The sequence below is a fragment of the Aegicerativicinus sediminis genome, from assembly GCF_015476115.1.
Taxonomy (GTDB): Bacteria; Bacteroidota; Bacteroidia; order Flavobacteriales; family Flavobacteriaceae; genus Aegicerativicinus; species Aegicerativicinus sediminis.
The window spans coordinates 56,536-79,708 of sequence record NZ_CP064295.1; the positions used below are offsets into that span (position 1 = coordinate 56,536).

Annotated in this window: 24 protein-coding genes and 2 tRNA genes; 16 read left to right on the top strand and 10 right to left on the bottom strand. The window is 35.0% G+C overall.

All coding sequences use genetic code 11. From position 1 onward, the window contains the following. Window positions 1-47 precede the first annotated feature (47 nt). The 3 genes from ISU00_RS00205 (at window position 48) to ISU00_RS00215 (ending at window position 2,615) form a co-directional block, all read left to right on the top strand. Window positions 48-923 carry a toll/interleukin-1 receptor domain-containing protein gene (locus tag ISU00_RS00205; RefSeq protein ID WP_228852028.1) on the top strand — a complete coding sequence of 292 codons (876 nt, stop codon included), beginning with the start codon at window positions 48-50 and terminating at the stop codon, window positions 921-923. A gap of 3 nt (window positions 924-926) precedes the next feature. Further along, window positions 927-1,610, top strand: coding sequence for a hypothetical protein (locus ISU00_RS00210; protein WP_228852029.1), 684 nt, complete (start codon window positions 927-929; stop codon window positions 1,608-1,610). Window positions 1,611-1,775: 165 nt separating this feature from the next. Continuing rightward, window positions 1,776-2,615: a phosphatase PAP2 family protein gene (locus ISU00_RS00215; RefSeq protein WP_228852030.1), complete on the top strand. Its 840-nt coding sequence runs from the start codon at window positions 1,776-1,778 to the stop codon at window positions 2,613-2,615. A 3-nt stretch (window positions 2,616-2,618) separates the two neighbouring features. On the opposite strand, the gene ISU00_RS00220 is transcribed toward ISU00_RS00215, so the two are convergent. The 8 genes from ISU00_RS00220 to tgt all read right to left on the bottom strand — a co-directional run bounded on the left by ISU00_RS00220 (window position 2,619) and on the right by tgt (window position 12,098). Then, window positions 2,619-3,698, bottom strand: a complete 1,080-nt coding sequence (locus ISU00_RS00220; RefSeq protein WP_228852031.1) for an adenylate/guanylate cyclase domain-containing protein — start codon at window positions 3,696-3,698, stop codon at window positions 2,619-2,621. Window positions 3,699-3,793: 95 nt separating this feature from the next. Further along, window positions 3,794-4,978 (bottom strand): asparagine synthetase B, encoded by a 1,185-nt coding sequence (locus ISU00_RS00225; protein ID WP_394368531.1) that lies wholly within the window; start codon window positions 4,976-4,978, stop codon window positions 3,794-3,796. A gap of 125 nt (window positions 4,979-5,103) precedes the next feature. Further along, entirely contained in the window at window positions 5,104-6,150 is a 1,047-nt protein-coding gene (locus tag ISU00_RS00230; RefSeq protein WP_228852033.1) for an AI-2E family transporter, read from the bottom strand. Between the two features lie 80 nt (window positions 6,151-6,230). Then, window positions 6,231-7,766: a replicative DNA helicase gene (gene dnaB / locus ISU00_RS00235; protein WP_228852034.1), complete on the bottom strand. Its 1,536-nt coding sequence runs from the start codon at window positions 7,764-7,766 to the stop codon at window positions 6,231-6,233. 169 nt (window positions 7,767-7,935) lie between these two features. After that, on the bottom strand, window positions 7,936-8,889 hold the full coding sequence (locus tag ISU00_RS00240; RefSeq protein ID WP_228852035.1) for an acetyl-CoA carboxylase carboxyltransferase subunit alpha: 954 nt from the start codon (window positions 8,887-8,889) through the stop codon (window positions 7,936-7,938). 113 nt (window positions 8,890-9,002) lie between these two features. Continuing rightward, window positions 9,003-9,902, bottom strand: a complete 900-nt coding sequence (locus ISU00_RS00245; RefSeq protein WP_228852036.1) for a DMT family transporter — start codon at window positions 9,900-9,902, stop codon at window positions 9,003-9,005. After that, window positions 9,889-10,965, bottom strand: a complete 1,077-nt coding sequence (locus ISU00_RS00250; RefSeq protein ID WP_228852037.1) for an LptF/LptG family permease — start codon at window positions 10,963-10,965, stop codon at window positions 9,889-9,891. Before ISU00_RS00250 ends, ISU00_RS00245 begins: the two co-directional genes overlap by 14 nt. Before the next feature lie 2 nt (window positions 10,966-10,967). Further along, on the bottom strand, window positions 10,968-12,098 hold the full coding sequence (tgt, locus tag ISU00_RS00255; protein ID WP_228852038.1) for a tRNA guanosine(34) transglycosylase Tgt: 1,131 nt from the start codon (window positions 12,096-12,098) through the stop codon (window positions 10,968-10,970). Window positions 12,099-12,265: 167 nt separating this feature from the next. Here tgt and ISU00_RS00260 point away from each other — a divergent pair, with 167 nt between their 5' ends. Genes ISU00_RS00260 through ISU00_RS00270 form a run of 3 tightly spaced genes read left to right on the top strand, consistent with a single transcriptional unit; the run spans window position 12,266 to window position 14,734 of the window. After that, entirely contained in the window at window positions 12,266-13,111 is an 846-nt protein-coding gene (locus ISU00_RS00260) for a transketolase (protein WP_228852039.1), read from the top strand. A gap of 27 nt (window positions 13,112-13,138) precedes the next feature. Beyond that, the gene (locus ISU00_RS00265; RefSeq protein WP_228852040.1) at window positions 13,139-14,092 is read left to right on the top strand and encodes a transketolase family protein; all 954 of its coding nucleotides are present in this window, start codon (window positions 13,139-13,141) and stop codon (window positions 14,090-14,092) included. Between the two features lie 54 nt (window positions 14,093-14,146). Beyond that, window positions 14,147-14,734 carry a porin family protein gene (locus tag ISU00_RS00270; protein ID WP_228852041.1) on the top strand — a complete coding sequence of 196 codons (588 nt, stop codon included), beginning with the start codon at window positions 14,147-14,149 and terminating at the stop codon, window positions 14,732-14,734. 63 nt (window positions 14,735-14,797) lie between these two features. Here ISU00_RS00270 and ISU00_RS00275 read toward each other — a convergent pair whose 3' ends face one another. Next, complete coding sequence (locus tag ISU00_RS00275) at window positions 14,798-15,736, bottom strand: FKBP-type peptidyl-prolyl cis-trans isomerase (RefSeq protein WP_228852042.1); 939 nt, start codon at window positions 15,734-15,736, stop codon at window positions 14,798-14,800. A gap of 124 nt (window positions 15,737-15,860) precedes the next feature. Here ISU00_RS00275 and ISU00_RS00280 point away from each other — a divergent pair, with 124 nt between their 5' ends. Genes ISU00_RS00280 through ISU00_RS00290 form a run of 3 tightly spaced genes read left to right on the top strand, consistent with a single transcriptional unit; the run spans window position 15,861 to window position 17,318 of the window. Further along, a complete protein-coding gene (locus tag ISU00_RS00280; protein WP_228852043.1) occupies window positions 15,861-16,241 on the top strand; it encodes an RNA-binding S4 domain-containing protein in 381 nt (126 codons plus the stop codon). Continuing rightward, window positions 16,216-16,818: a methyltransferase domain-containing protein gene (locus ISU00_RS00285; protein WP_228852044.1), complete on the top strand. Its 603-nt coding sequence runs from the start codon at window positions 16,216-16,218 to the stop codon at window positions 16,816-16,818. Before ISU00_RS00280 ends, ISU00_RS00285 begins: the two co-directional genes overlap by 26 nt. Then, window positions 16,815-17,318 (top strand): phosphoribosyltransferase family protein, encoded by a 504-nt coding sequence (locus ISU00_RS00290; protein ID WP_228852045.1) that lies wholly within the window; start codon window positions 16,815-16,817, stop codon window positions 17,316-17,318. The genes ISU00_RS00285 and ISU00_RS00290 overlap by 4 nt, the downstream gene beginning before the upstream one ends. Here the strand turns inward: ISU00_RS00290 and ISU00_RS00295 are convergent. Next, window positions 17,310-17,831: a shikimate kinase gene (locus tag ISU00_RS00295; protein WP_228852046.1), complete on the bottom strand. Its 522-nt coding sequence runs from the start codon at window positions 17,829-17,831 to the stop codon at window positions 17,310-17,312. The two genes, ISU00_RS00290 and ISU00_RS00295, sit on opposite strands and share 9 nt — an antisense overlap. Window positions 17,832-17,960: 129 nt before the next feature. On the opposite strand from ISU00_RS00295, the gene ISU00_RS00300 reads away from it, so the two are divergent. From ISU00_RS00300 to ISU00_RS00330, 7 genes are all read left to right on the top strand, one after another. Next, window positions 17,961-18,033: transfer RNA gene (locus ISU00_RS00300), tRNA-Lys, on the top strand. A gap of 33 nt (window positions 18,034-18,066) precedes the next feature. Next, window positions 18,067-18,151: transfer RNA gene (locus ISU00_RS00305), tRNA-Leu, on the top strand. Window positions 18,152-18,258: 107 nt separating this feature from the next. Then, window positions 18,259-19,191: a MerR family transcriptional regulator gene (locus ISU00_RS00310; RefSeq protein ID WP_228852047.1), complete on the top strand. Its 933-nt coding sequence runs from the start codon at window positions 18,259-18,261 to the stop codon at window positions 19,189-19,191. Between the two features lie 3 nt (window positions 19,192-19,194). Then, window positions 19,195-20,661 carry a phytoene desaturase family protein gene (locus tag ISU00_RS00315; protein WP_228852048.1) on the top strand — a complete coding sequence of 489 codons (1,467 nt, stop codon included), beginning with the start codon at window positions 19,195-19,197 and terminating at the stop codon, window positions 20,659-20,661. A 10-nt stretch (window positions 20,662-20,671) separates the two neighbouring features. Next, window positions 20,672-21,511, top strand: coding sequence for a phytoene/squalene synthase family protein (locus ISU00_RS00320; RefSeq protein WP_228852049.1), 840 nt, complete (start codon window positions 20,672-20,674; stop codon window positions 21,509-21,511). Window positions 21,512-21,521: 10 nt separating this feature from the next. Further along, window positions 21,522-21,971 (top strand): sterol desaturase family protein, encoded by a 450-nt coding sequence (locus ISU00_RS00325; RefSeq protein WP_228852050.1) that lies wholly within the window; start codon window positions 21,522-21,524, stop codon window positions 21,969-21,971. Window positions 21,972-22,018: 47 nt separating this feature from the next. Next, the gene (locus tag ISU00_RS00330; RefSeq protein ID WP_262892123.1) at window positions 22,019-23,131 is read left to right on the top strand and encodes a lycopene cyclase family protein; all 1,113 of its coding nucleotides are present in this window, start codon (window positions 22,019-22,021) and stop codon (window positions 23,129-23,131) included. Window positions 23,132-23,173: the final 42 nt, after the last annotated feature.

Here is a 23,173-nt window from a genome sequence, read left to right on the forward strand (position 1 = left end):
TTTTGATTATATTTAAAACTAATTAACCTTTATAACCAACTAAACGCGTGGCGACTAAGTCAATTGTCTTTGTGAGTTATTCACATGAGGACAAAGATATAGCATTAGGTCTTACCAAAGAATTACAGGCTCTTGGAGCAAATATTTGGATTGACCAAATTGGCATTAAATTAGGTCAACATTGGGATAATACCATTGAAGAAGCCTTAGAAGAAGCAGGTACTTTAATGGTCCTTATTTCAAATAATTCTGTAACATCTCCAAACGTTCAGGACGAAGTTTCTATTGCCATTAATGACAAAAAACGCATTGTTCCTATTCTTATTGAGCAATGCGAATTACCTATGCGCTGGCGCAGATTACAATATGCGGACTTTATTTCAGATCCTGAAAAATCTTTAAATGATGTTTTAGAAGCCTTAGAGATACAGCGCCCCCAAGGTTATATAGCGGATAAAATTAAATCGATTTTAAAATCACTTAAACACGGAAATGCTGACCTAGTTATCCCGAAACCTACGGATTCCTCTGAAACTACCTTTAATAATAAGGATATAGAAAAGAACAAAGAAGCTCTCCTAATTTCAGAACCAGAAATGGATAGAGCCACTTTGATGTACAGGAAAGTTATATCGAAAAATAAAATATTAATCATTTCAACGGCGGTAGCAAGTCTTTTCCTCATGACTATACTGCTGTTTATAACTAAAACTGAACCAACTTGGTTGGTAATTTTAGGATCTTTGATTTTAAATCTCCTTTCCATTAAACCAATCGGCAATATCAACAAAAGCTTCAAACGTATAGAATTAATAGATCTTCTAAAATTAAAAAGACAACGGTTGATTAGAATTATTGCTGATCTAGATGATGAAGAAATGGAGAATTTTAACCAAGAATTTACTAACTACATTTCACACTAGAGTATGAAAAGAATAGATGATAAACTTCAAGAAATTGAAAAATACCATAAACGCAATGGATTTCTCTTCATTCTATCCGTGATTCTTATTTTCGTTTGTATGGGTTTGGTTTTTATTTATGAAAAAGAAATTAGGGCCAAAGATGTTACAATCTCCGTTCAAAGTGATACTATTTCTGAACAAAAAATAAAATTATCCAAAACTTACCAGGAATTAGAAACAGCTTATTCCGATCTAAAAAACAGCTTAAATCCAGATAAATACTGGGCAAGCATACAAGATCAAAATTCTGTTGAATCCTATTTAAACTATATTACGAACGATTTAGAGATCGCAAAACCCTATAAGCAGGATGCTATAAAAACATTAGACAAAGACCCTATGGAACTTGAAGGTTTTGAAGGTTGGGTTTATGCAGGTAAAATGAATGAGGACATTTTTGAGGATGGTAGAATGACTGTTTTAATGAGAAATGATTCCACAGTAAATTTAAAAGATGTTCTTCCCAAAAAATTTGATATTATAAAGCATAATAAAAAAAATCCTCCCGCCTTATTCACCTATAAGAAATCTAAATTGACTTCTAGAAATCCTGCCATCCAGGTTTGGAGGGCGGGTTCAAAAGCATTCGTTGATAGTGTATACCAAGACGGGATTGAAATTAGGATTAAGGTTAAATATTACTAAATTTTGCCTACTTTATTCTGGTAAACCTCCAGTATGTGCCTGGCATTTTTCTTCTTTCCATTAAAAGATGTGCTCAAATGATATGGAATTATATCTATTAGAATTTTCTTAACAACTTTAAATTATGGGTCTCTATAGATTTGCTGAGAACCTTAAGAAATTTATATGAGTTTGAAAGTATCCTTGACCAAAATCACCCTTATTTTAATTTTATTTCTTTCATTACAAAATATAGTTAACGCTCAACAAAAAAGTGTAAGCCCCTATGAATGGAAATGGGGTCGAGATGGCATCTGGACTGGAGCAGCCCTAGGTGCAAGTACCTACGGACTTTTACTTATTATAAATAAAGACGATTTGTCTGAAGAAAAATTTAATTCATTAAGTATTGATGATATTAACGGAATTGATAGATGGGTCGCGGGCAACTATTCAAGGTCCGCATCTTCAATTAGTGATATTCCATTTGCATTGGCCTTTGTAGCACCTATGGCTATGCTTTTCGATGATGAAATAAACGACCATACAGGACAATATATTGGTATTTATTTGGAAAGCTTAGCAACGACTGCTGCTCTCTATTCTGTTACTGCTGGCCTTGTAAATAGATCTCGACCCTACGTATATAGTGATAAAGCACCTATGGATCGACGTTTAAGCAACAACGGGCAACGTTCGTTCTTTTCGGGCCATACGGCTGTGGTAGCTACCTCAACCTTCTATACGGCCAAAGTATTTTCAGATTTCAATCCAGATGCAAAAGGAAAGTTCTTTGTTTGGGCAGGAGCCGCAGCTTTGCCCGCTGCAGTAGGTTTTTTACGTATGCAGGCGGGCCAACATTTTTTAACTGATGTCATTACTGGTTATACAATTGGTGCAGCTGTTGGGTTATTAGTTCCAGAATTACATAAAAGAAAAGAGCCAAAATTGTCCTTCTACCCAACCTCGAGTAGAACCATACTAGGTGATAATTACAATGCCATAACTATAAACTATCGCTTTTAAGAATTATTTTCTTTCTATGGCATGAATCTGAATTGTCTCTTGCTTACCTCGTAAAAGCAAATCTCCTATTTTCTCAGTAAAATATTTAGGTTTTAAATTGATATCATTTAGAGTCTTTTCTGAAATCAAAAGAGATTTATCATACTCAGTGCATTGTTCTTGAATTCTAGCAGTCGTATTTATGACATCCCCATGGAAGGCCAGCTCTTTTTTAATACTACCAACCTCTGAAGCCATTAAAGTACCACCATGTATTGCCGCTTTAAAATTGGGTTCGGTTTTATAATGTTTTAAATAATATTTTTTCTGTTTTTTAAGTAGTCTATCAAAATGAAAAAAGAGATCGATACATCGGTTTTGTTTAATACCTCTATTATATTTCCAACTTAGGACGGCCTCATCCCCAACGTACTGGTAAATCATTGCATTATAACGACCTACAATCGTATTTAGGTCATAAAAACAATCTTGTATTAACTGGCTATATTTATAATGTCCCAATTCTTCAGCGATAGTTGTTGAGGACTTTAGGTCGATGAACATAAATATATGTCGCTCCTCTTTGGGTCGCCTATATTTACCAATTAAAAAGGCAAAAAGCATCCCCTTCCCGAATTTATCATCAACAATCCTAAAGAAATAAAACAATAAAGAGCATAGGAAGAAATATCCAGCGATCAACCAAAATGTATGACTTGTTTCCCACCATCCGGATTCATTTGGAAGATCGATATTCATTTCATCTTCAATAAAGAACATTATGAAATTGACAGTAAAAACAAGAAAAACAAAATAAATTATGGATTTGATGAGGATAATAACTAAAAGGAAAACCTTTTTTGAAACCAATTGATCGAATAAATATTCAACAGTCCCATAAACCACACCTACAAATACACCTAAAATTGAAACAAATTTCAGCCATTGGTCAACCGGAATGATATAATCTGATTCATAATTGGCTGCCTGATCGTTATCTATTCCAAAATAGCGGATCATTACAAATATGCTAAAGGCAATCGTCCAAAAGATTATGGCATAAAGGATAAGTCTACCATATTGCTTTAAATAGTAAGTGATCACAAGTACGACCTAAATTATTTAGTTAGAGAAATAAAAGTAAACATTTAGATAAACGATTTTAATCTAATAAGAATAAAATCGAATTGATTTAAAATTTATGTCTTTTGTTTGTGCTTTTTTGCTGCTGGGAACAAGACATTATTTAATATAAGTCTATATCCCGGCGAAGTTGGATGAAGATCTAATTCAGTTTTCGGATCACCAACCTTGTGGGTATAATCTTCAGGATCATGGCCACCATAAAAGGTGAAAAATCCTTTTCCTTTAATGCCATGAATATATTTCGCCTCACCATTCGATTTATTTTCCCCTAAAATAAGAACATTCGACTTTATTTCATCTCTGGTAAATGAGGTCGTTTGTCCCATAAAACCTTTAACCAAGGCTGTGTGGTTCTGGGTAAGCATGGTTGGAACCGGGTCCCACTTTGCCGAGTATTCCATCAACGTAAAATAGTCCGTTTCTTTAGGAATTTGTCTTCTGTTAGTCATATCAATTGAAGAGAACTCATATTTATTCGGATCTCTTTCCAGGATAAAATTGGTAAATGCAAAGGTTGGTTTATAATCAATCAAGCTTTGATAATTTGGAGTGCTACCATCACCATCAAACATTGGTTCACAGATATCCACACCTTCTGCAGATAGAGCAATGTCAAAGCTATCTGTTGCTGAGCACATAGCAAACATAAAACCACCACCGATTACATAATCTCTAATCTTTAGAGCCACAGCTAGCTTCTCTTCTGATACTTTATCGAATCCCAATTTAGTAGCCAAGGCCTCTGCTTCTTTTTTCTCTTCTATGTACCAAGCTGCAGATCGATAACTTCTGTAGAACTTCCCGTATTGGCCGGTAAAATCCTCGTGGTGTAAATGCAACCAATCATACAACAACAAGGCATCATTTAGAACTTCTTCATCATAAACAGTATCATATGGTATTTCAGCATAGGTTAAAACCATTGTAACTGCATCATCCCATGGCTGCATTCCTTTGGGAGTATAAACCGCAATTTGAGGAGCCTTCTCTAAAACAACAGCTTCCATATTTTGTGAAGGACTAGTTATGAACTCTAAAATTTCTTCCGTTTTATTATTGGATAAAATTTCAAATGAGACTCCTCTTATTTTACATTCTCGCTCAATTTCATCAGAGAAAGGCAGCAAAAAAGAACCTCCTCGATAATTTAAAAGCCACTTTACCTTTAACTGCTTAGATAGGGTCCAATAGGTTATCCCATAAGCTTTTAGATGGTTTTGTTGACCTTCGGCATCCATAGGAACTAGAATATAAGATGCAAAAATTGGAAGGGAAAAAAGGGCAACAATAAGTAATAGTAATCTCTTCTTCATATATCGAATATAAAAAAATCTAAATCTAAAGTTTTGATTTTAAGGTAAATTTATATCGATTTTCTCCTTACAATTTGTATTCCACGTCCAGAAATCAATTGTGCCAGGGTTTGAGTCTGAGGGAACTGTTCAAAAATAACTTTCATAAATACCGTTATTGGTATGGCCATAATCATTCCAGGGATACCCCATATATATCCCCAAAGCATTAACATTACCAATACTGTGATGACATTTATGGAAAACGAACGCCCCATGAGATAAGGCTCCAAAATACTCCCTAAAATAACTTGAACCGCAGTTATAGAAAGGACAAAAAATAACCAAACACTAGAGATATCCAGTTCTACCATTGCAAAAAATGAAAGTGAGACTACGGTAAAAATTGAACCTACCAATTGAATAAAATTCACAGAAAATGCCAATAATCCCCAAAAAACAGGAAAACTAACATCAAAAGCTATACACATTAAACTAGTAAATATGCCTGTTAATAGACTAACGAAGAATTTTACCTTTATAAAAAGAATAATATTATCTTCTATTTGAATAAAGGTTTTAATTGAAGTATGCTCTCGTTTTATTAGAAGTCCTTGTAATACCTTTTGGAGGTTAATAGATTCACCTAACCAAAGAACCACAAAAACCATGGTAGTTAAAATCATCGAAACTGTGCGCTGAACGAATCCGAAAATTGGCCCGAAATCCTCTTCCGTTAAAAACTGTGATATTAAAGGTTCATGAGCCTCAATACGATAATTAAAAACCTTTCCAATATCATTAAGCAGAATCTTAATCTGGTCGGCCACCTTTGGGATAATTTCGTTATTTGGATTTAGAAGCTCCTTACTAGAGATCTTTATCAATTCATAAGTACCTGAAAGCACCCCTACAATAATTATAATGACACTTATAATACCTATAATTCTCGGCACTCCCCTTTTCATTAAAAATCGCATTATCGGAAGAAATAAAAGGGCAATGAACATGGAAAAAACCAGTGGAATAAAAATAAACTTGAGAAGTTTGAGAATATAGAACACAAGAAATACTACTATAATCAATAATAGCATGTTAGTAGTTTTTCTCTTTTTCATGAATAAACCTTTAGTTAATTAAAGGTAAATGAAATGAGTTTAAAAACCGAACAGATTTTTTTATTGGGGTAAACTATTACTTAAAATGGAACTTCACTATCGTCATCATCGATGTCAAACGCATCTGCTGCTGAAGGATAAGAAGTCGGTTTGAAAGTATCGTCATTTGCAGCGGCATTCATTTTACTATGAAATTCGCCGAAAGGCGTATCGAAATCATCGAGGTTATCAAACTTACCAAGGTGGCCGATAAATTTCAAACGAATGTTATCTAAACCTCCATTTCTGTGCTTTGCAACAATAAACTCAGCCTGACCTTCTGTGGGACTTCTTTCCTCATCATCCCACTCGTCTATCTTGTAGTATTCTGGCCGATATATGAATGAAACTATATCCGCATCTTGTTCTATAGCTCCTGATTCTCTCAAATCTGAAAGTAAAGGACGCTTGCTACCTCCTCTAGTTTCTACTGCCCTTGAAAGCTGTGAAAGTGCAATTACAGGTACATCGAGTTCTTTAGCTAATGCTTTCAAGTTTCTTGAAATAGTTGAAATTTCCTGTTCCCTATTCCCGCCTTTTTGGCTTCCTCCCGCGGTCATCAATTGTAAATAGTCAATCACAATTAATCTAATTCCATATTGGGAGGACAAACGTCGTGCTTTTGCCCTTAAATCGAATATGGACAATGAAGGGGTATCATCTATGAACAAAGGTGCCTTCTCCAAAGCTTTAACCTTAACATTGAGTTGCTCCCATTCATGTTTCTCGAGACGACCTGTTCTTAATTTTTCTGATGATAATCCTGTTTCACTAGAAATGAGACGCGTAATTAATTGCACGGATGACATTTCAAGAGAAAAGAAAGCAACCGGAATATCTTGGTTTACCGCTATATTTCTAGCCATAGATAAGGTTAAGGCCGTTTTACCCATACCAGGTCTCGCAGCCACAATCACTAAATCGCTCGGTTGCCAACCAGAGGTTAACTTATCCAATTTATCAAATCCAGAAGGAATTCCACTTAACCCTTCCTTATTTGATATTTCCTCAATTTTCTTTTTCGCTTGAATTACCAAACTTTGTGCAGTCTCTGTACTTTGCTTAATATTTCCTTGCGATACGTCATAAAGTTTAGCTTCTGCCTCATCCAAGAGATCAAAAACATCCTTTGTTTCATCATAAGCCTCCTCAATAATTTCATTAGAAATCTTGATTAGACTGCGCTGAATATGCTTTTGAAGAATAATACGTGCATGAAATTCGATATGCGCTGAAGAAGCCACCCTTTGGGTAAGGGAAATAAGGTAAAAATCACCTCCAACCATATCCAATTTTCCATCTCTCTTTAATTGACTAGAAACCGTTAATAAGTCAATTGGTTGAGTAGATTGAAAAAGTTTAAAAATAGCCTCAAAAATAAATTTATGGGCATCCTTATAAAAAGCCTCAGGAGTTAAAATATCAATAACCTCATCCACACCTTTTTTATCGATCATCATTGCACCAAGCACAGCCTCCTCTAAATCAACGGCTTGCGGAGGAATTTTTCCTTTTTCAAGGTTAATTATGGTGCCTTTATCGACTTTAAAACCACTAAGTGGATTTGGTTGTTTCATAGAGTGCGAATGTAAAAAAATTGTTAAGAAATCATTGGAAGACACAACAGACAATCTTCACCGTTAATTAACAATTAAACTGTTTATAACTCAAAAAAATTGTTGATAACCATCACAAAAATCAATTTGCGACAAGAAGTTAAATTATACTTCTTTAATATAGTAGAGGTTAGCTTTTGTAAACGCCCATGGAAAGGTATTTTTCCATTCGTTTCTCTACAAGTTCTTCTGGGGATAATTTTTTAAGCTCTTCGTAATTTGTCGATATGGCTTTACTAACAGTTTTAAAGGTCTCTTCTCGGTTTGCATGGGCACCTCCCAATGGTTCCTTTATTATATCATCTACCAATTTTTGCTTTTTCATGTCCTTGGCAGTTAATTTTAAAGCATCAGCAGCCTGTTCTTTATATTCCCAGCTTCTCCAAAGGATGGATGAACAAGATTCAGGTGAAATAACGGAATACCATGTGTTTTCCAACATCAACACTTTGTCCCCTACTCCAATGCCTAAAGCTCCACCGGAAGCGCCTTCACCAATGATTAAAACAATAATAGGAACCTTTAAGCGAGTCATTTCCAAAATGTTTCTTGCGATTGCTTCACCTTGCCCTCTTTCTTCAGCTTCAAGACCTGGGTAGGCTCCTGGGGTATCAATTAAAGTTACAATTGGGATATTAAATTTTTCGGCTGATTTCATCAATCTTAATGCCTTACGGTATCCTTCTGGATTAGACATGCCGAAATTTCTATACTGGCGTGTCTTAGTGTTATAACCTTTCTGCTGACCAATAAACATGTAGCTCTGATCACCAATCTTCCCAAGACCACCAACCATTGCCTTATCATCCTTAACATTTCTATCACCGTGTAATTCTAGGAAAGAATCACCACATAAGGCTTTAATATAATCCATAGTATATGGACGATTGGGATGCCTTGATAACTGCACCCGTTGCCAAGGGGTTAAATTTTTATAGATTTCTTTTTTGGTGTCAGCCAATTTTTTCTCAAGTTTTTTGCATGTTTCAGTAACATCCACATCACTTTCCTGGCCAATGATCTGACATTTTTCAAGTTGTTCTTCTAGTTCCTTTATGGGAAGTTCAAATTCTAAATATTCCATAAAAATTGTACGTTATTTCAATTCTCAAATATGAGAATATTAAAATGAAGATTAGTTTTAGTTAGAATTGTCAAAATTACAAAATTGTTTCTGTAACCAAATGAATTTTGATGTTAGGATTGCACAGGAAGATATTTTCTCCTTCTAGTCAAAATTCCATTCGCCATAATTACCCCTAGTATCAATAAGGCTCCAATATAAAATTGAAAACTCATTTTTTCCTGTTCAGGGAAAATCCAAAGAGCCAATAAAATACCATATACCGGTTCAAGGTTATAACTAAGAACTACAGTGTACGGGCTTAAATGTTTCATAATATTCATCGCTGCGATAAAGGCATATGCAGTACAAACTGATGCTAATAAAAAAAGGTAAAGCCAATCAGACGGTACCAAATTGAAAAAACTTGCATCCAATAAATTTCCTTTTATTAAAAGGTATATAGAAATAAATGCTATACCGAAAACAAATTCAATTAGAGAAATGGCAGTTGCATTATTATTTGTATTTATAAACTTTCCATTCATTACGGAAAATAGGGTTGAGAACAAGGCAGAGCTTATCCCAATTATAATCCCATCTAAATACTGAAGTTCACTTCGAGTAATCAAAATAACACCGAACACTACGAGAAGCCCAAAAAAGAGTTCATAGATTCTTAACCGTCGTTTAAAAAATAGAGGTTCAATTATGGATGCAAAGAAAGCTCCACACGAGAACATGGATAACGCAATAGAAACGTTTGCCCGCTTTATTGATTCAAAGAAAGTTATCCAATGCAGAGCAATGCAAAAACCAGCAATTGCGTAAAAAAGGTATTGTTTTCTGCTTACGCTAAACCAGCCCCGAGTTAATATGAGGTAAATGAACATGAGTAAACTTGCCATCACCATTCTGAACCACACCAATTCAACCGCACCAATTGAAATTAAATCCCCAAGGACAGCAGTGAATCCAGCAATGAATACCAAGAAATGTAAATGCAGATAACTTTTAAACTTAACGTTTGGCATATTGTAACAAAACAAAAGCGAATATACCGAAGATAACAACTGGAAGCCAAACCGCGATAAGCGGAGAAAAATCTGATTGTTCTGCCATAACTCCGAAGACCTTATCGAAAAATACAAAAATCATTGCGATAGTGATACCGAATGCAAGATTAATCCCCATGCCTCCGCGCCTTTTCATAGAAGATACGGCAACCGCTATTATTGTTAAGATAAAGACCGAAACCGGCAAACTCCATTTTTTGTATTTTACCACTAAATATCTATTGATATTAGATGAACCACGTTCGCGCTCCTTTTCTATAAAATCTGTAAGTTCACCATAAGAAAGTGTTTCTGCAATATACTGTACTGGTGTTAAGTCATCAATCGAAAAATCTAACACTGTATCTTGTTTTCTCTTTGATTCGATAATTTCATTATCCTCACCAATTTTACGGATAGTATAACTATTTAAAGTATAAGTACTGTCCTCTTCGTTATAAACCAAATTGTTGGCAGATATTTTATGGGTCATTTTGGTACCTTCAAAATGTTCTAAGGTAAAATAATAGCCACGTTTAATTCTTGGATCGAAATTGCTAACATAGATGTACTCGTTATCATTAATCTGACGATAGATATTTACAGTTTGCTGTACATCCCGACTGCTTTTAAAATAACGATACTTAAACTTATTAAATCCATCACTTGCAGATGGAGCAAGGTACATGCCCAAAACTAGAGCGAGAATGGCGATTAGTGTAGCTCCAATGAGGTATGGCCTTAAAAATCGAGTATAAGAAACTCCAGAACTTAAAAAAGCTACAACCTCAGTATTGTTAGCTAATTTGGAAGTGAACCAAATAACAGATAAGAATAAAAATATCGGTAGTAAAAGTGTGGCAAAATATATGGTAAAATCCAGATAATACTGGGCGACCGCAGCAAAAGGCACCTTATTTTCCAAGATTTTACCGATTTTCTCTGCAAGGTTAACGGTAATACCTATTGGAATGAACAACAGTAACATCATAAAAAATGTCAGCAAATACCGCTTTAATATGTACCAATCGAGAATTTTCAATCTTACAATCTATTATCCATGCTAGAAACCATCATATTTTTCCATTGGGCAAAATCACCTTGAAGTATATGTTGTCTTGCCGATCTAACTAGCCACAAATAAAACCCTAAATTATGAATTGTTGCTATTTGTTTTCCCAACATTTCGTTAACCGTGAATAAATGTCTTAAATAGGCTTTAGTATATTCGGTATCAACCCAGGTAATTCCATCTTCATCAATAGGAGAAAAATCGTCTTCCCACTTTTTATTTTTTATATTAATGGTGCCTTTGGATGTAAACAACATACCATTTCTAGCATTTCTTGTCGGCATTACACAATCAAACATGTCTATCCCTAACGCAATGTTTTCCAATATGTTTATAGGTGTTCCAACACCCATTAAATATCGGGGTTTGTCTTCGGGAAGTATTTCGCAAACAACCTCGGTCATTGCATACATCTCCTCCGCTGGTTCCCCAACAGAAAGACCACCTATAGCATTACCTTCAGCACCAGCGTTTGCTATATATTCAGCCGACTGCCTTCTCAAATCTTTATATACACTTCCTTGTACGATTGGAAATAAAGTTTGATCATATCCATAAAGTGGTTTCAATGTTCCTAAATGTGAGATGCATCTATCTAACCACCTATGGGTCATATGCATGGACCTCTTGGCGTAATTATAATCACAGGGATATGGAGTACACTCATCAAAAGCCATTATTATGTCTGCTCCAATGGATCTCTGGATTTCCATTACATTTTCAGGAGTAAATACATGGTAACTTCCATCGATATGGCTTTTGAATTTAACTCCCTCCTCCTTAATTTTCCTATTGGCTGATAGGGAATAAACTTGATACCCTCCAGAATCCGTAAGAATATTACGATCCCAATTCATAAATTTATGGAGCCCGCCAGCCTTTTCTAATATTTCTATTCCAGGCCTCAAATAAAGATGATAGGTATTGCCAAGAATTATGTCAGGATTGATATCGTTTTTGAGCTCCCGTTGGTGAACCCCCTTCACAGATGCTACGGTACCAACAGGCATAAATATAGGAGTTTCAATAACTCCATGGTCAGTAGTAATTACTCCTGCCCTTGCTTTAGAAAGTGAATCTTTCGCCTTAAGTTGAAATTTCATTAATCTTAAAAATAGATTGCCAAAGATAGTCATCTATAAACCAATGCTGGAAATGCATTATAATTTTGTTTATAAATGATGAAAACAGTTGAAAATCCAACACATTTGGCATTGCAAACCGGCTTAGAATGCCTTATTTTTGTGACCGAAATTTTAACACTTTAACTATGGCCGATTTAAAATACCTGAATGATCTTGTGGTGCAAGTTCGCCGAGACATTCTAAGAATGGTGCATAACGTAAATTCTGGTCACCCAGGCGGATCCTTGGGATGTACTGAATTCATGGTTGCTCTATATTCTGAAATTATGGAAAGAAAAGAAGGATTTGATATGGATGGGATTAATGAAGACCTCTTCTTTTTATCAAACGGTCATATTTCACCAGTCTTTTACAGTGTTTTAGCCCGCTGCGGTTATTTCCCTGTAGAAGAACTAGGAACGTTTAGGTTGATAGATTCTCGTCTTCAAGGACACCCAACAACCCATGAGGGATTGCCTGGAGTACGAGTTGCATCAGGTTCTTTAGGACAAGGTATGTCTGTAGCTATTGGCGCAGCCTTGGCAAAAAAACTTAATAATGATACCCATTTAGTATTCAGCTTGCACGGTGACGGGGAATTGCAAGAAGGTCAAAATTGGGAGGCTATTATGTATGCTGGCGCAAAAGGTGTTGATAATCTTATTGCCACTGTAGATCGCAACGGACAACAAATCGATGGTTCTACTAAAGAAGTTCTTTGTTTAGGTGATGTTGGGGAAAAATTTAGAGTCTTCGGTTGGGATGTTTTACATATTGAAAATGGCAACAACCTAGAACAAGTTATTAAAGGTTTGAACGAAGCCAAGTCTAGAACTGGCAAAGGAAAACCTGTCTGTGTTATCATGACTACAGAAATGGGTAATGGTGTCGATTACATGATGCATACTCATGCTTGGCATGGAAAAGCTCCGAACGATGATCAATTAGAAAACGCATTGGCACAAAACCCAGAGACTTTAGGTGATTATTAAGATTATAAATTAAGCAAGAACATCCTTATGAAAACATATACAAATACAGGAAATATAGATACAAGGTCTGGTTACGGAGCAGGAATGACTGAATTGGGAAGAACCAACAAAAATGTGGTTGCCCTTTGTGCAGATTTGACTGGCTCCTTAAAATTAAATGAGTTTGAAAAGGAAAATCCTGAAAGATTTTTCCAAATCGGTATCGCCGAAGCTAATATGATGGGCATAGCAGCCGGAATGACAATTGGTGGAAAAATTCCATTTACAGGAACCTTTGCAAATTTCTCTACTGGAAGAGTATACGATCAAATACGTCAGAGTATCGCTTATTCTGGTAAAAACGTAAAAATTTGTGCTTCCCATGCTGGACTTACATTAGGTGAAGATGGAGCAACACATCAGATTTTAGAGGACATCGGTTTAATGAAAATGCTACCTGGTATGACTGTTATTAATCCTTGCGATTTTAATCAAACCAAAGCAGCAACTATTGCAATTGCAGAATATATTGGCCCCGTTTATTTACGCTTTGGAAGACCAAGTGTTCCAAATTTCACTCCTGCAGATCAAAAATTTGAAATCGGTAAGGCTATAATGCTGAACGAGGGAACTGATGTTACCATTATTGCAACTGGCCATTTGGTTTGGCAAGCCTTAGAGGCTGCAAAAACCTTAGAAGGCAAGGGTATATCTGCTGAAGTAATTAATATTCATACAATTAAACCGCTTGACGAAGAAGCTATTATTAAATCTGTGGCAAAAACCGGATGTGTAGTTACTGCTGAAGAACATAATTATTTAGGAGGTCTTGGAGAGAGTGTGGCTCGGACTTTGGCTATCAATACGCCAGCACCACAAGAGTTTATAGCTACACAAGATACCTTCGGTGAATCTGGCACACCTGCCCAATTGATGGACAAGTATGAATTGAATGCTGCCGCAATTGTAAAAGCAAGTGAGAAAGTAATCAAAAGGAAATAATACTTGTTTGGCAACGTTCTTGATTAGACAATAATCAAATAACGAACAAGTATTATGAAAAAATTGATTTTTAGCGCCCTGTTAGGGTTAATGACAACTTTCGCAATTAATGCCCAAAGCGGGAGTTCTTTCGGAATTAAAGCAGGTTTAAATTACAACGCCAACGGCAATTATTTTGAATCTATTGAGGCTAATGCCCAAAATCCAGATCGCAATGTGGGTTATCACATTGGTGTTTTTGGTAAATTAGGTAATAGTATTTTCTTCAGACCGGAATTGGTATACACGGCTACTAGAAGTGATTATAACAATGACGCATTTAAAATGAAAAAAATTGATGCGCCATTATTAGTAGGTCTCAAAGTAATTGGTCCTCTGAATGTTTTTGCTGGTCCTTCCTTACAGTATATCCTAGATTCAGAATTTGATGGTATCGATATTAAGGATATTGAAAATGACTTCACCGTAGGGCTTAATTTCGGGGTTGGTATATCAATCAAAAATATTGGTATTGATCTAAGATACGAGAGAGGTCTAAGCAAAAATGAAGCGAGATTTTTATCTAACAATAATATCGATTTAAATAGTAGGCTAGATACAAGACCAGATCAATTAATCCTAGGATTATCAGTTGCTTTATAAGCAACCACATTAAAAATGTAAAGGGGCAATTCGCCCCTTTTTTATTTTAACTGATAATTCCTTTTAATTATCTTCCCTCTGCAATCTGTCTAATTTATCTAAATAGTTCGGTATACCATTACCATTACTATCATCATCATCCCAATCACCGTTATCATTTAAATCTTCAAGATTGGTTGGAACCCCATCGCCATCATCATCAGGATCATTGAAGTTTGGAATATTATCTTCATCCGTATCATCATCCAAAGGATTTAAATTACCATTCAAATCTTCAAGGTGTGACAAAATTCCATCACCGTCATGATCATTATGTTGGTTTTTATATAATTCAAACTTAAAAATTAAGCTAGAATAAACAGGGATACTGGAAGTCGCAGAAGAGAAATAAGCTAAGCCAGAAGGCAGGAACATAACACCTAGTCCATAATTAGAATAGCTCACGGTTCCATCAGTATTTATGGAACCTGGTAAATCTGATGTATTAAAATCTACCATCACATATCGCCAGCCTGCAACAACAGACATCAAATCAAAATTAATTGGATTCAGTGATTTGTCGAATTGATTTTCATTCAACAATCTACCTTCATACCTCACAAGAATATCATCAGAAAATTTTGGTTTTTCCCCTTCGCCATTAGACAGTGTCAAATAATAATATTCGTATTCAACATCATTAATAGTGGTTGTTTTAGTAACAACTGCCTCCGAAAGCAATGTATTGTTATCCGGATCTGGCATTTCTAAATAATTACCATTAACATCCTTAGGCAATTCCGTAATTATGATATCATCAACTGTGTAATCACCTGGTGTTTCAAATAAACTTGAATTATAATAGTGAGAATTTAGGTATCCTTGTAACGTATCTTTATCTACCAATTGCTGTTCACCCCTATCCCTTTCAGGTATAGTCTCCACGGAATCATCATCTTTATTACAACCAACCATGGCAAAGGCCAAGATTATGATTGCAACAAATTTTCTTTTTAATAACATTCTTATTTTTAAATTACACCTATTCCACTTGTTTTCATGATATAGGTATGTTTATTTTTGATGGCGCAAGATACAATAATCTCTTCGTTACGAACAACAAGATTAACTTAGTTTTTAGTCGAATATGAGGATTGACAAATACTTATGGTGTGTCCGTTATTTTAAAACAAGAAGTTTGGCTACTACAGCTTGTAATAAGGGACAAGTAAAAATTAACGGTTCAGTTGCAAAAGCTTCGAAAGAAGTTATTATAACTGATAAAATTACGCTGAGAAAGGACCAAATTGATTATGAATTTAAGGTTAATGACATTCCCAAATCAAGAGTTGGGGCAAAATTGGTAGATATTTACAGAACCGACCTTACACCGAAAGAGGCTTTTGAAGCTCGCGAAATGCAACGCTTGTCACAAGATTATTATCGAAAAAAAGGAAGTGGTCGCCCCACCAAAAAGGACCGAAGAGATATTGATGATTTTTATGAAGATTCAGAAGATGCTTGGTAAAGATTATTGGAATGAGCGCTACCTTTCAAAAGAAACAGGTTGGGATCTCGGAGAAATTTCCACCCCATTGAAGTCGTATTTCGATCAACTTGAAAATAAATTCCAAAAAATTCTCATTCCTGGTTCAGGTAGCGGTTATGAGGCAGAATATCTGTGGAAGTTAGGCTTTAATAATACTTACATAGCAGATGTATCTTACGCGGCTATGGAGAAATTTAAAAGAAGAGTACCTGATTTTCCTCACAAGCAAATTATTGTTGGCGATTTTTTTGAACTAGATGAAACGTTTGATTTAATTATTGAACAAACTTTTTTTTGTGCACTGAATCCAGTTTTAAGAAAAGATTATATCGATAAAATGTATAATTTATTAAATACTGGAGGCAAACTAGTTGGATTATTATTCAATAAAATTTTTCCTTTTGAAGGTCCGCCTTTCGGCGGTAAGGAAGGAGAATACGAATCGCTATTTAAGCCATATTTCAAATTTAGAACGTTTGAAACAGCATTTAATTCGGTTCAACCAAGAAGTAATACTGAACTCTTTTTTATCTTTGAAAAAAAGGAAACTTTATGACCCTTACTCAAAATATAATTCTGAATCACCTTCAGATAAAACATAAGATTAGACGAATTGCATTTCAAATTTATGAGTGTAATGTTGAATCTAAAGAAGTTATTTTGGCTGGGATTTTAACCAATGGCTATAAACTTGCCGAACTTATTGCCAAGGAGTTAGATTCTATTTCAGACTTGAAGGTAACTTTATGTAAGGTAAAGGTTGACAAGCTTAATCCTATTAATAGTGTTACAACCTCTTTGGACAAGGACGACATAGCGAATAAATCCTTAGTGCTTATTGATGATGTCCTAAACTCTGGCACAACTTTAATTTATGGAATCAAACATTTTTTAGATGTTCCTCTCGTTCAATTTAAAACTGCCGTATTAGTAAATAGAAACCATAAAAAATATCCCGTTAAAGCAGATTTCAAAGGGATTTCTTTGTCTACATCACTACATGAACATGTCCAAGTTTCATTTGAGGAAGGAAAGTATAATGCAAGTCTAGAATAACAGATTTGTTATTTCTTCAGCAATTTCCTCAACAGATTTGCCATCGGTGCTAATTGTTTTATCTGCTTGCGAATAGAATGGAACGCGTTCAAAAAGATGTTTGCCTACAAATTCTAAAAGCTCATTTTTATCTTCAATACTTGATAGGATGGGCCTATGCTCTTTTTCTTTCCAAAGTCGATCAACCAACAAATTAATGGATGCCTTCAAATAAACTGTAATGACCTCTGGTTCTATTTTAAGAACCTCTATATTATTACTATAACATGGTGTTCCACCGCCTAAAGCAAGTATCATTGAATCATTAGATTTTAAGACCTCCTGCAAATATTGGGATTCTTTCTTCCTAAAATAGATTACCCCTTTATCGGCAAAAATGTTTGAAATTGTTTTGCCCTCCTTATCTTCAATAAAATTATCTAAATCGATGGGTTGCCAATCAAGTTTTGATGATAAAAATCGGGAAATAGCACTTTTCCCAGAACCCATATAACCCATTAAAACAACTTTCATTTTTATATTATTTACTGACAATTAAAACGGTACAAATTGGTCGAGCAAAAAAACAAAAATTAATCTGAAATTCCGTTTGGAATATGAATTTAACATCTTATATTTGCACCCTCAAAACGAAAACTGACTGACCTTGTAGCTCAGTTGGTAGAGCATCTCCCTTTTAAGGAGAGGGTCTTGGGTTCGAGCCCCAACAAGGTCACAAAAAGTTAAGCGTTCGCTTAACTTTTTTTTTGCGCACGTGGCGGAATTGGTAGACGCGTTAGGTTGAGGGCCTAATGACCGCTTAGGTCGTGGAAGTTCGAGTCTTCTCGTGCGCACTTTCTCCACATTTTTTTATATCTTCCCTTAAATTCATAAAAAACTACTAAACTTAGAGCGAGTTTCGTTTTTTCATTTATTTTTGTTTAATCTTTTATAGAGATTAATGAACAATATTAAAACTTCCTTTAGCATCAAAGACCTTGAGAACCTTAGCGGTATAAAGGCACACACTATACGTATTTGGGAAAAACGATATAACTTATTACAACCTGAAAGAACTGATACTAACATACGTTTGTATGACCTTAATAATCTTCAGAAATTATTAAATGTTAGTTTTTTAAATAACAATGGTGTAAAAATTTCGCATATCGCCAAGTTAAAACCTGAAGAAATCGCATTAAAGGTTAAGGAGTTTGCCAGTTCCGAGGATAATAATTCGCATCTGGTGAATTCGTTTAAACTTTCTATGATGAATTTCGATCCTCTTTTGTTTCATAAAACGTACTCTGAAGCAGTTGAGCAATTGGGTTTTGAAAAAGTATTCAATAAAATTATTTGGCAGCTATTAAATGAAATTGGTATTCTTTGGCAAACAGATACAATAAACCCGGCCCATGAACATTTTATTTCCTACTTGGTTAGACAAAAGTTACTAGTTGAAATAGAAAAATTCAATTTTCAAAATTCATCAGACGGGGAAGTTACTTTCGTATTGTTTCTGCCAATGCATGAAATACATGAATTGGGTCTAATGTATATCAATTATATCCTTCATAGTAAAGGATATCAACCAATTTATTTAGGCCCTAGTGTGCCTAGGGAAAATCTTCTAGACCTTGTGAAATATTACAAATCGATAACCTTTATAAGTTATTTTACGATAGAACCAGAACATGAAAAAATTTCTGATTTTATCTCCGATTTCCATTCCAAGTTACTTAAGGGTAAAGAAAACCAACTTTGGTTGCTTGGAAATAGAACGAAAGAACAAGTAGCTGAAAATTTACCTGATCAGGTGACCACTTTTAATTCTTTACACTCAATAAGTGGAGCTTTAGACCAATTGTCCCAACTAAGTTCTACTGCGGTATAGATAATGGGCAAGTCCGTCGCAATCATAGGATCTGGCTTTAGTTCTCTTGCAGCATCATGCTATCTTGCCCAAGCTGGATATGATGTAACTATTTATGAAAAAAATGACTCCATTGGTGGAAGAGCACGACAGTTAAAAAGGGATGGATTTTGTTTCGATATGGGCCCAACTTGGTACTGGATGCCGGATGTATTCGAAAGGTTTTTTGATGATTTCAGCCTGTACCCAAGTGATTTTTATGAAGTCGAAAAATTAAATCCTGCATATTCGGTTTATTTTGGTGAACATGATTTTATTACAATAGAAGACACCCTCGATAAAATCTGCAATATGTTTGAGAAGGAAGAGCCTGGTTCTTCCAAGCACTTAAAAAAGTTTATTTCAGACGCCCAGCACAATTATGAAGTTGCTATTAAAGATTTAGTTTACAGACCAGGAATTTCACCATTTGAATTGCTTACTCCAGAAACTTTAAAGAAAGTAGATCAATTTTTCAGTACCATAAAGAAAGACGTTCGGAAAAAATTCAAAAACGATAGATTAGCCAAAATATTGGAATTTCCCGTTTTGTTTTTAGGGGCCAAAGCCGACACCACTCCATCTTTTTACAGTTTCATGAACTATGCAGATTTCGGGATTGGTACTTTTCATCCAAAAAATGGCATGTATCAAGTAATTTTGGGTATTGCAAAATTAGCTCAACAACTTGGAGTTACTATTGAAACAAATGCTGTGGTTGATGGCATTCTAGAAGAAAATGGCATCGCAACTGGACTTTCCATAAATGGCGAAGAAATATTTTCCGATGTTGTTCTAAGTGGCGCAGATTATCACCATTCCGAAACCTTGCTACCGCCTTCACTAAGACAATACAGCGAAAGTTATTGGAAGAAAAAGATTTTTGCCCCATCCGCACTAATGTTCTACGTGGGCTTCAATAAAAAACTGATTAATGTAACGCACCATACATTATTTTTCGATGTAGATTTTGAAACCCATGCCGCAGATATTTATGATGATCCTAAATGGCCTGATGATCCGCTTTTTTATGCAAGTTTTCCTTCAATAACAGACAAAACTGTGGCTCCCGAAGGAAAGGAAAATGGTATTTTTCTAATTCCATTGGCTCCAGGACTAGAGGATACTTGGGAATTAAGAAAAACCTATTTCGAAAAAATAATCAGTCGATTTGAACGACTTACGGGCCAAGAAATTAGTGAGGATATTTTATTTAAAGAATCATTCTGTATAAACGATTTTAAAAGTGCCTACAATTCATATAAAGGAAATGCATATGGGCTTGCAAATACACTCTTGCAAACGGCATTTCTTAGACCTAAATTAAAAAGCAAAAAAGTATCGAACCTATTTTTCACTGGACAGCTAACTGTACCGGGACCTGGAGTTCCACCTTCGTTAATCTCAGGAAAATTAGCTGCTGATCTAATCCGTAAATATTGTCCTAATTAAATTATTCCTTATGAAAATTTTATTCGATTCCGTTTCTAGACAGTGTAGCAAAATTGTAACAAGAAATTACAGCACATCATTTTCTTTAGCCACCAGGTTATTGGCGGATAGTATTAGGCAAGATATTTATAACATATACGGCTTTGTTCGTTTCGCTGACGAGATTGTCGATACATTTCATGATTACAACAAAAAGGAATTATTTGAATTGTTTGAGGCTGATATGTATAGGGCTTTGGAGAATAAAATTTCTCTTAATCCAATTTTAAATTCTTTTCAAGAAACCTTCCATAAATACGCCTTAGATATTCATCTAGTACAGGCATTTATGAAGAGCATGAGGCTAGATTTAACCAAGGCGGATTATCTAACAGAGGAGGAATATAAAGAATACATATACGGGTCTGCAGATGTGGTAGGCCTAATGTGTTTAAAGGTCTTTGTTAAAGGAGATCAAAAACAATATGAGGCTCTCTCAGAGAGCGCCATGCATTTAGGATCAGCTTTCCAAAAAGTTAATTTCCTGAGAGATTTAAAAGCAGACTTTGAAGGTCTTAGCAGAACATATTTCCCCAATACTAATCTAGATGCCTTAGATGAGGCCTCTAAGAGAGAAATCATAGCAGATATAGAATCGGATTTCGCATTAGGATTGGAAGGAATAAAACAACTACCTGTTGAAGCTAAATTTGGAGTTTTTATGGCTTACCGGTATTACCGCCAATTACTGAAAAAATTGTACCGTACCCCGGCGGTAAAAATTAAGTCTACAAGAATTAGGGTGCCGAATTACAAAAAATTCGAATTACTAACTCGCAGCTACGTCAAATACCAGTTAAATTTAATGTAACTTTATAGTTATGAATATAGTTTATTGGGCTCTCGTCTTTTTTGGAACCTTTTTCTTCATGGAATTTATGGCATGGTTTACTCACAAATATATTATGCATGGATTTTTGTGGCATTTACATAGAGACCATCACAACAAAGATCATGATAGTTGGTTTGAACGTAATGATGCTTTCTTCATTTTTTACGCTATCGTAAGTATAGTGTGCTTCTATCTATGGAGCTATGAAGATGTTTGGTTTTGCCTACCCATTGGACTCGGCATTCTGGCTTACGGTATCGCCTACTTTGTGGTCCATGACATTTTTATACATCAGCGTTTTAAAATGTTTCGGAATGCAAATAATTGGTACGCCAGAGGAATAAGACGTGCCCATAAAATCCACCACAAGCATTTAGGTAAAGAGGATGGAGAAAATTTCGGAATGTTAATTGTTCCTTTCAAATATTTCCAAAAATAAAATCTAAACTACAAGAGCCTCCTAAAAATTATTATGATTTTATAATCATTGGTGGAGGATTGGCGGGTTTGCAGTTGGCACATGCATTTTGTACTGATGGAAGTTTCTCGTCGAAGTCAATTGCCATTATTGAACCAAGAGAATTAAATACTAACGATAAACGATGGAGTTACTGGGAAAAAGGAATTGGAAAATGGGACCATTTGGTTTCATCCAAATGGCCTTGTGGTAGATTTGTTTCTCAATATGGTGACTTAAAATTGAAAATGGGAGGGTACATTTATAAAAGTGTACAATCAATAGATTTTTATAATCATCTAACTGATTTTCTCAAAGACTTTCCTAATGTTAAATTCATAAATGACAAAGTAACAGAAGTTAACACCGACATTTATACCATAGATACTGACTCCTCCAGTTTCAAAGCTGATTATATTTTCGACAGTAGACCATCATCACAGTTTGGAAGAAGTGTGGCAAGCGGAACTTCAAATTTAATACATCAACATTTTAAAGGTTGGGTAATAAAAACAGAGGCGGCAGTTTTCAATACTGATGAATTTACAATGATGGATTTCACTGCAAAGTTCAAGGATACCTGCAGTTTTATTTACATTCTACCCTATTCTAAAAATGAGGCTTTAATAGAAATGACTTTTTTTACTCCCAAAATTAATTTTGATGGAGAGTATGACGAATTACTAAAAATGTATATCTCAAAGACACTTAAGGTCGACTTTTTTGAAATTATTGAAGTTGAGAAAGGAGACATTCCAATGACCGATTTTCCATTTCAAAATTACAATAAGGAACACTATCTTAAGATTGGCACAGGAGGTGGTTGGGTAAAAGGGTCAACAGGATATTCTTTCAAACGAGCCGAAAAATTTGTAGAGCAAATTATAAGAAATTTAAAGCAGGGTAGACCTTTAGATTCGAATTTATATAAATCACGTTTTATGTGGTATGATAAAATTTTCCTTAGGGTACTAAAAAATTATAACCATTTGGGTGAAAAGGTATTCTTCAAATTATATTCAAGAAATCCACATACTCTAATTTTTAAATTCTTGGATGAAGAAACCAATCCAGGTGAAGAACTAAAAATATTGGGTAGTTTGTTCTCTCTGCAATTTATCAAATCGATTTTTAAAAATTAAAAAAGCCCTCAATTGAGGGCTTTCAATATTCGATGAAACTTC

What these genes read in the sequence shown, in the direction of transcription:
- ISU00_RS00210 (WP_228852029.1), top strand. Translation starts at nt 927, where the DNA reads ATGAAAAGAATAGATGATAAACTTCAAGAAATTGAAAAATACCATAAA.
- ISU00_RS00215 (WP_228852030.1), top strand. Translation starts at nt 1,776, where the DNA reads ATGAGTTTGAAAGTATCCTTGACCAAAATCACCCTTATTTTAATTTTA.
- ISU00_RS00225 (WP_394368531.1), bottom strand. Translation starts at nt 4,978, where the DNA reads ATGGATGCCGAAGGTCAACAAAACCATCTAAAAGCTTATGGGATAACC.
- ISU00_RS00230 (WP_228852033.1), bottom strand. Translation starts at nt 6,150, where the DNA reads ATGAAAAAGAGAAAAACTACTAACATGCTATTATTGATTATAGTAGTA.
- dnaB (WP_228852034.1), bottom strand. Translation starts at nt 7,766, where the DNA reads ATGAAACAACCAAATCCACTTAGTGGTTTTAAAGTCGATAAAGGCACC.
- ISU00_RS00240 (WP_228852035.1), bottom strand. Translation starts at nt 8,889, where the DNA reads ATGGAATATTTAGAATTTGAACTTCCCATAAAGGAACTAGAAGAACAA.
- ISU00_RS00245 (WP_228852036.1), bottom strand. Translation starts at nt 9,902, where the DNA reads ATGCCAAACGTTAAGTTTAAAAGTTATCTGCATTTACATTTCTTGGTA.
- tgt (WP_228852038.1), bottom strand. Translation starts at nt 12,098, where the DNA reads ATGAAATTTCAACTTAAGGCGAAAGATTCACTTTCTAAAGCAAGGGCA.
- ISU00_RS00260 (WP_228852039.1), top strand. Translation starts at nt 12,266, where the DNA reads ATGGCCGATTTAAAATACCTGAATGATCTTGTGGTGCAAGTTCGCCGA.
- ISU00_RS00265 (WP_228852040.1), top strand. Translation starts at nt 13,139, where the DNA reads ATGAAAACATATACAAATACAGGAAATATAGATACAAGGTCTGGTTAC.
- ISU00_RS00270 (WP_228852041.1), top strand. Translation starts at nt 14,147, where the DNA reads ATGAAAAAATTGATTTTTAGCGCCCTGTTAGGGTTAATGACAACTTTC.
- ISU00_RS00275 (WP_228852042.1), bottom strand. Translation starts at nt 15,736, where the DNA reads ATGTTATTAAAAAGAAAATTTGTTGCAATCATAATCTTGGCCTTTGCC.
- ISU00_RS00280 (WP_228852043.1), top strand. Translation starts at nt 15,861, where the DNA reads ATGAGGATTGACAAATACTTATGGTGTGTCCGTTATTTTAAAACAAGA.
- ISU00_RS00285 (WP_228852044.1), top strand. Translation starts at nt 16,216, where the DNA reads ATGAAGATTCAGAAGATGCTTGGTAAAGATTATTGGAATGAGCGCTAC.
- ISU00_RS00290 (WP_228852045.1), top strand. Translation starts at nt 16,815, where the DNA reads ATGACCCTTACTCAAAATATAATTCTGAATCACCTTCAGATAAAACAT.
- ISU00_RS00295 (WP_228852046.1), bottom strand. Translation starts at nt 17,831, where the DNA reads ATGAAAGTTGTTTTAATGGGTTATATGGGTTCTGGGAAAAGTGCTATT.
- ISU00_RS00310 (WP_228852047.1), top strand. Translation starts at nt 18,259, where the DNA reads ATGAACAATATTAAAACTTCCTTTAGCATCAAAGACCTTGAGAACCTT.
- ISU00_RS00315 (WP_228852048.1), top strand. Translation starts at nt 19,195, where the DNA reads ATGGGCAAGTCCGTCGCAATCATAGGATCTGGCTTTAGTTCTCTTGCA.
- ISU00_RS00320 (WP_228852049.1), top strand. Translation starts at nt 20,672, where the DNA reads ATGAAAATTTTATTCGATTCCGTTTCTAGACAGTGTAGCAAAATTGTA.
- ISU00_RS00325 (WP_228852050.1), top strand. Translation starts at nt 21,522, where the DNA reads ATGAATATAGTTTATTGGGCTCTCGTCTTTTTTGGAACCTTTTTCTTC.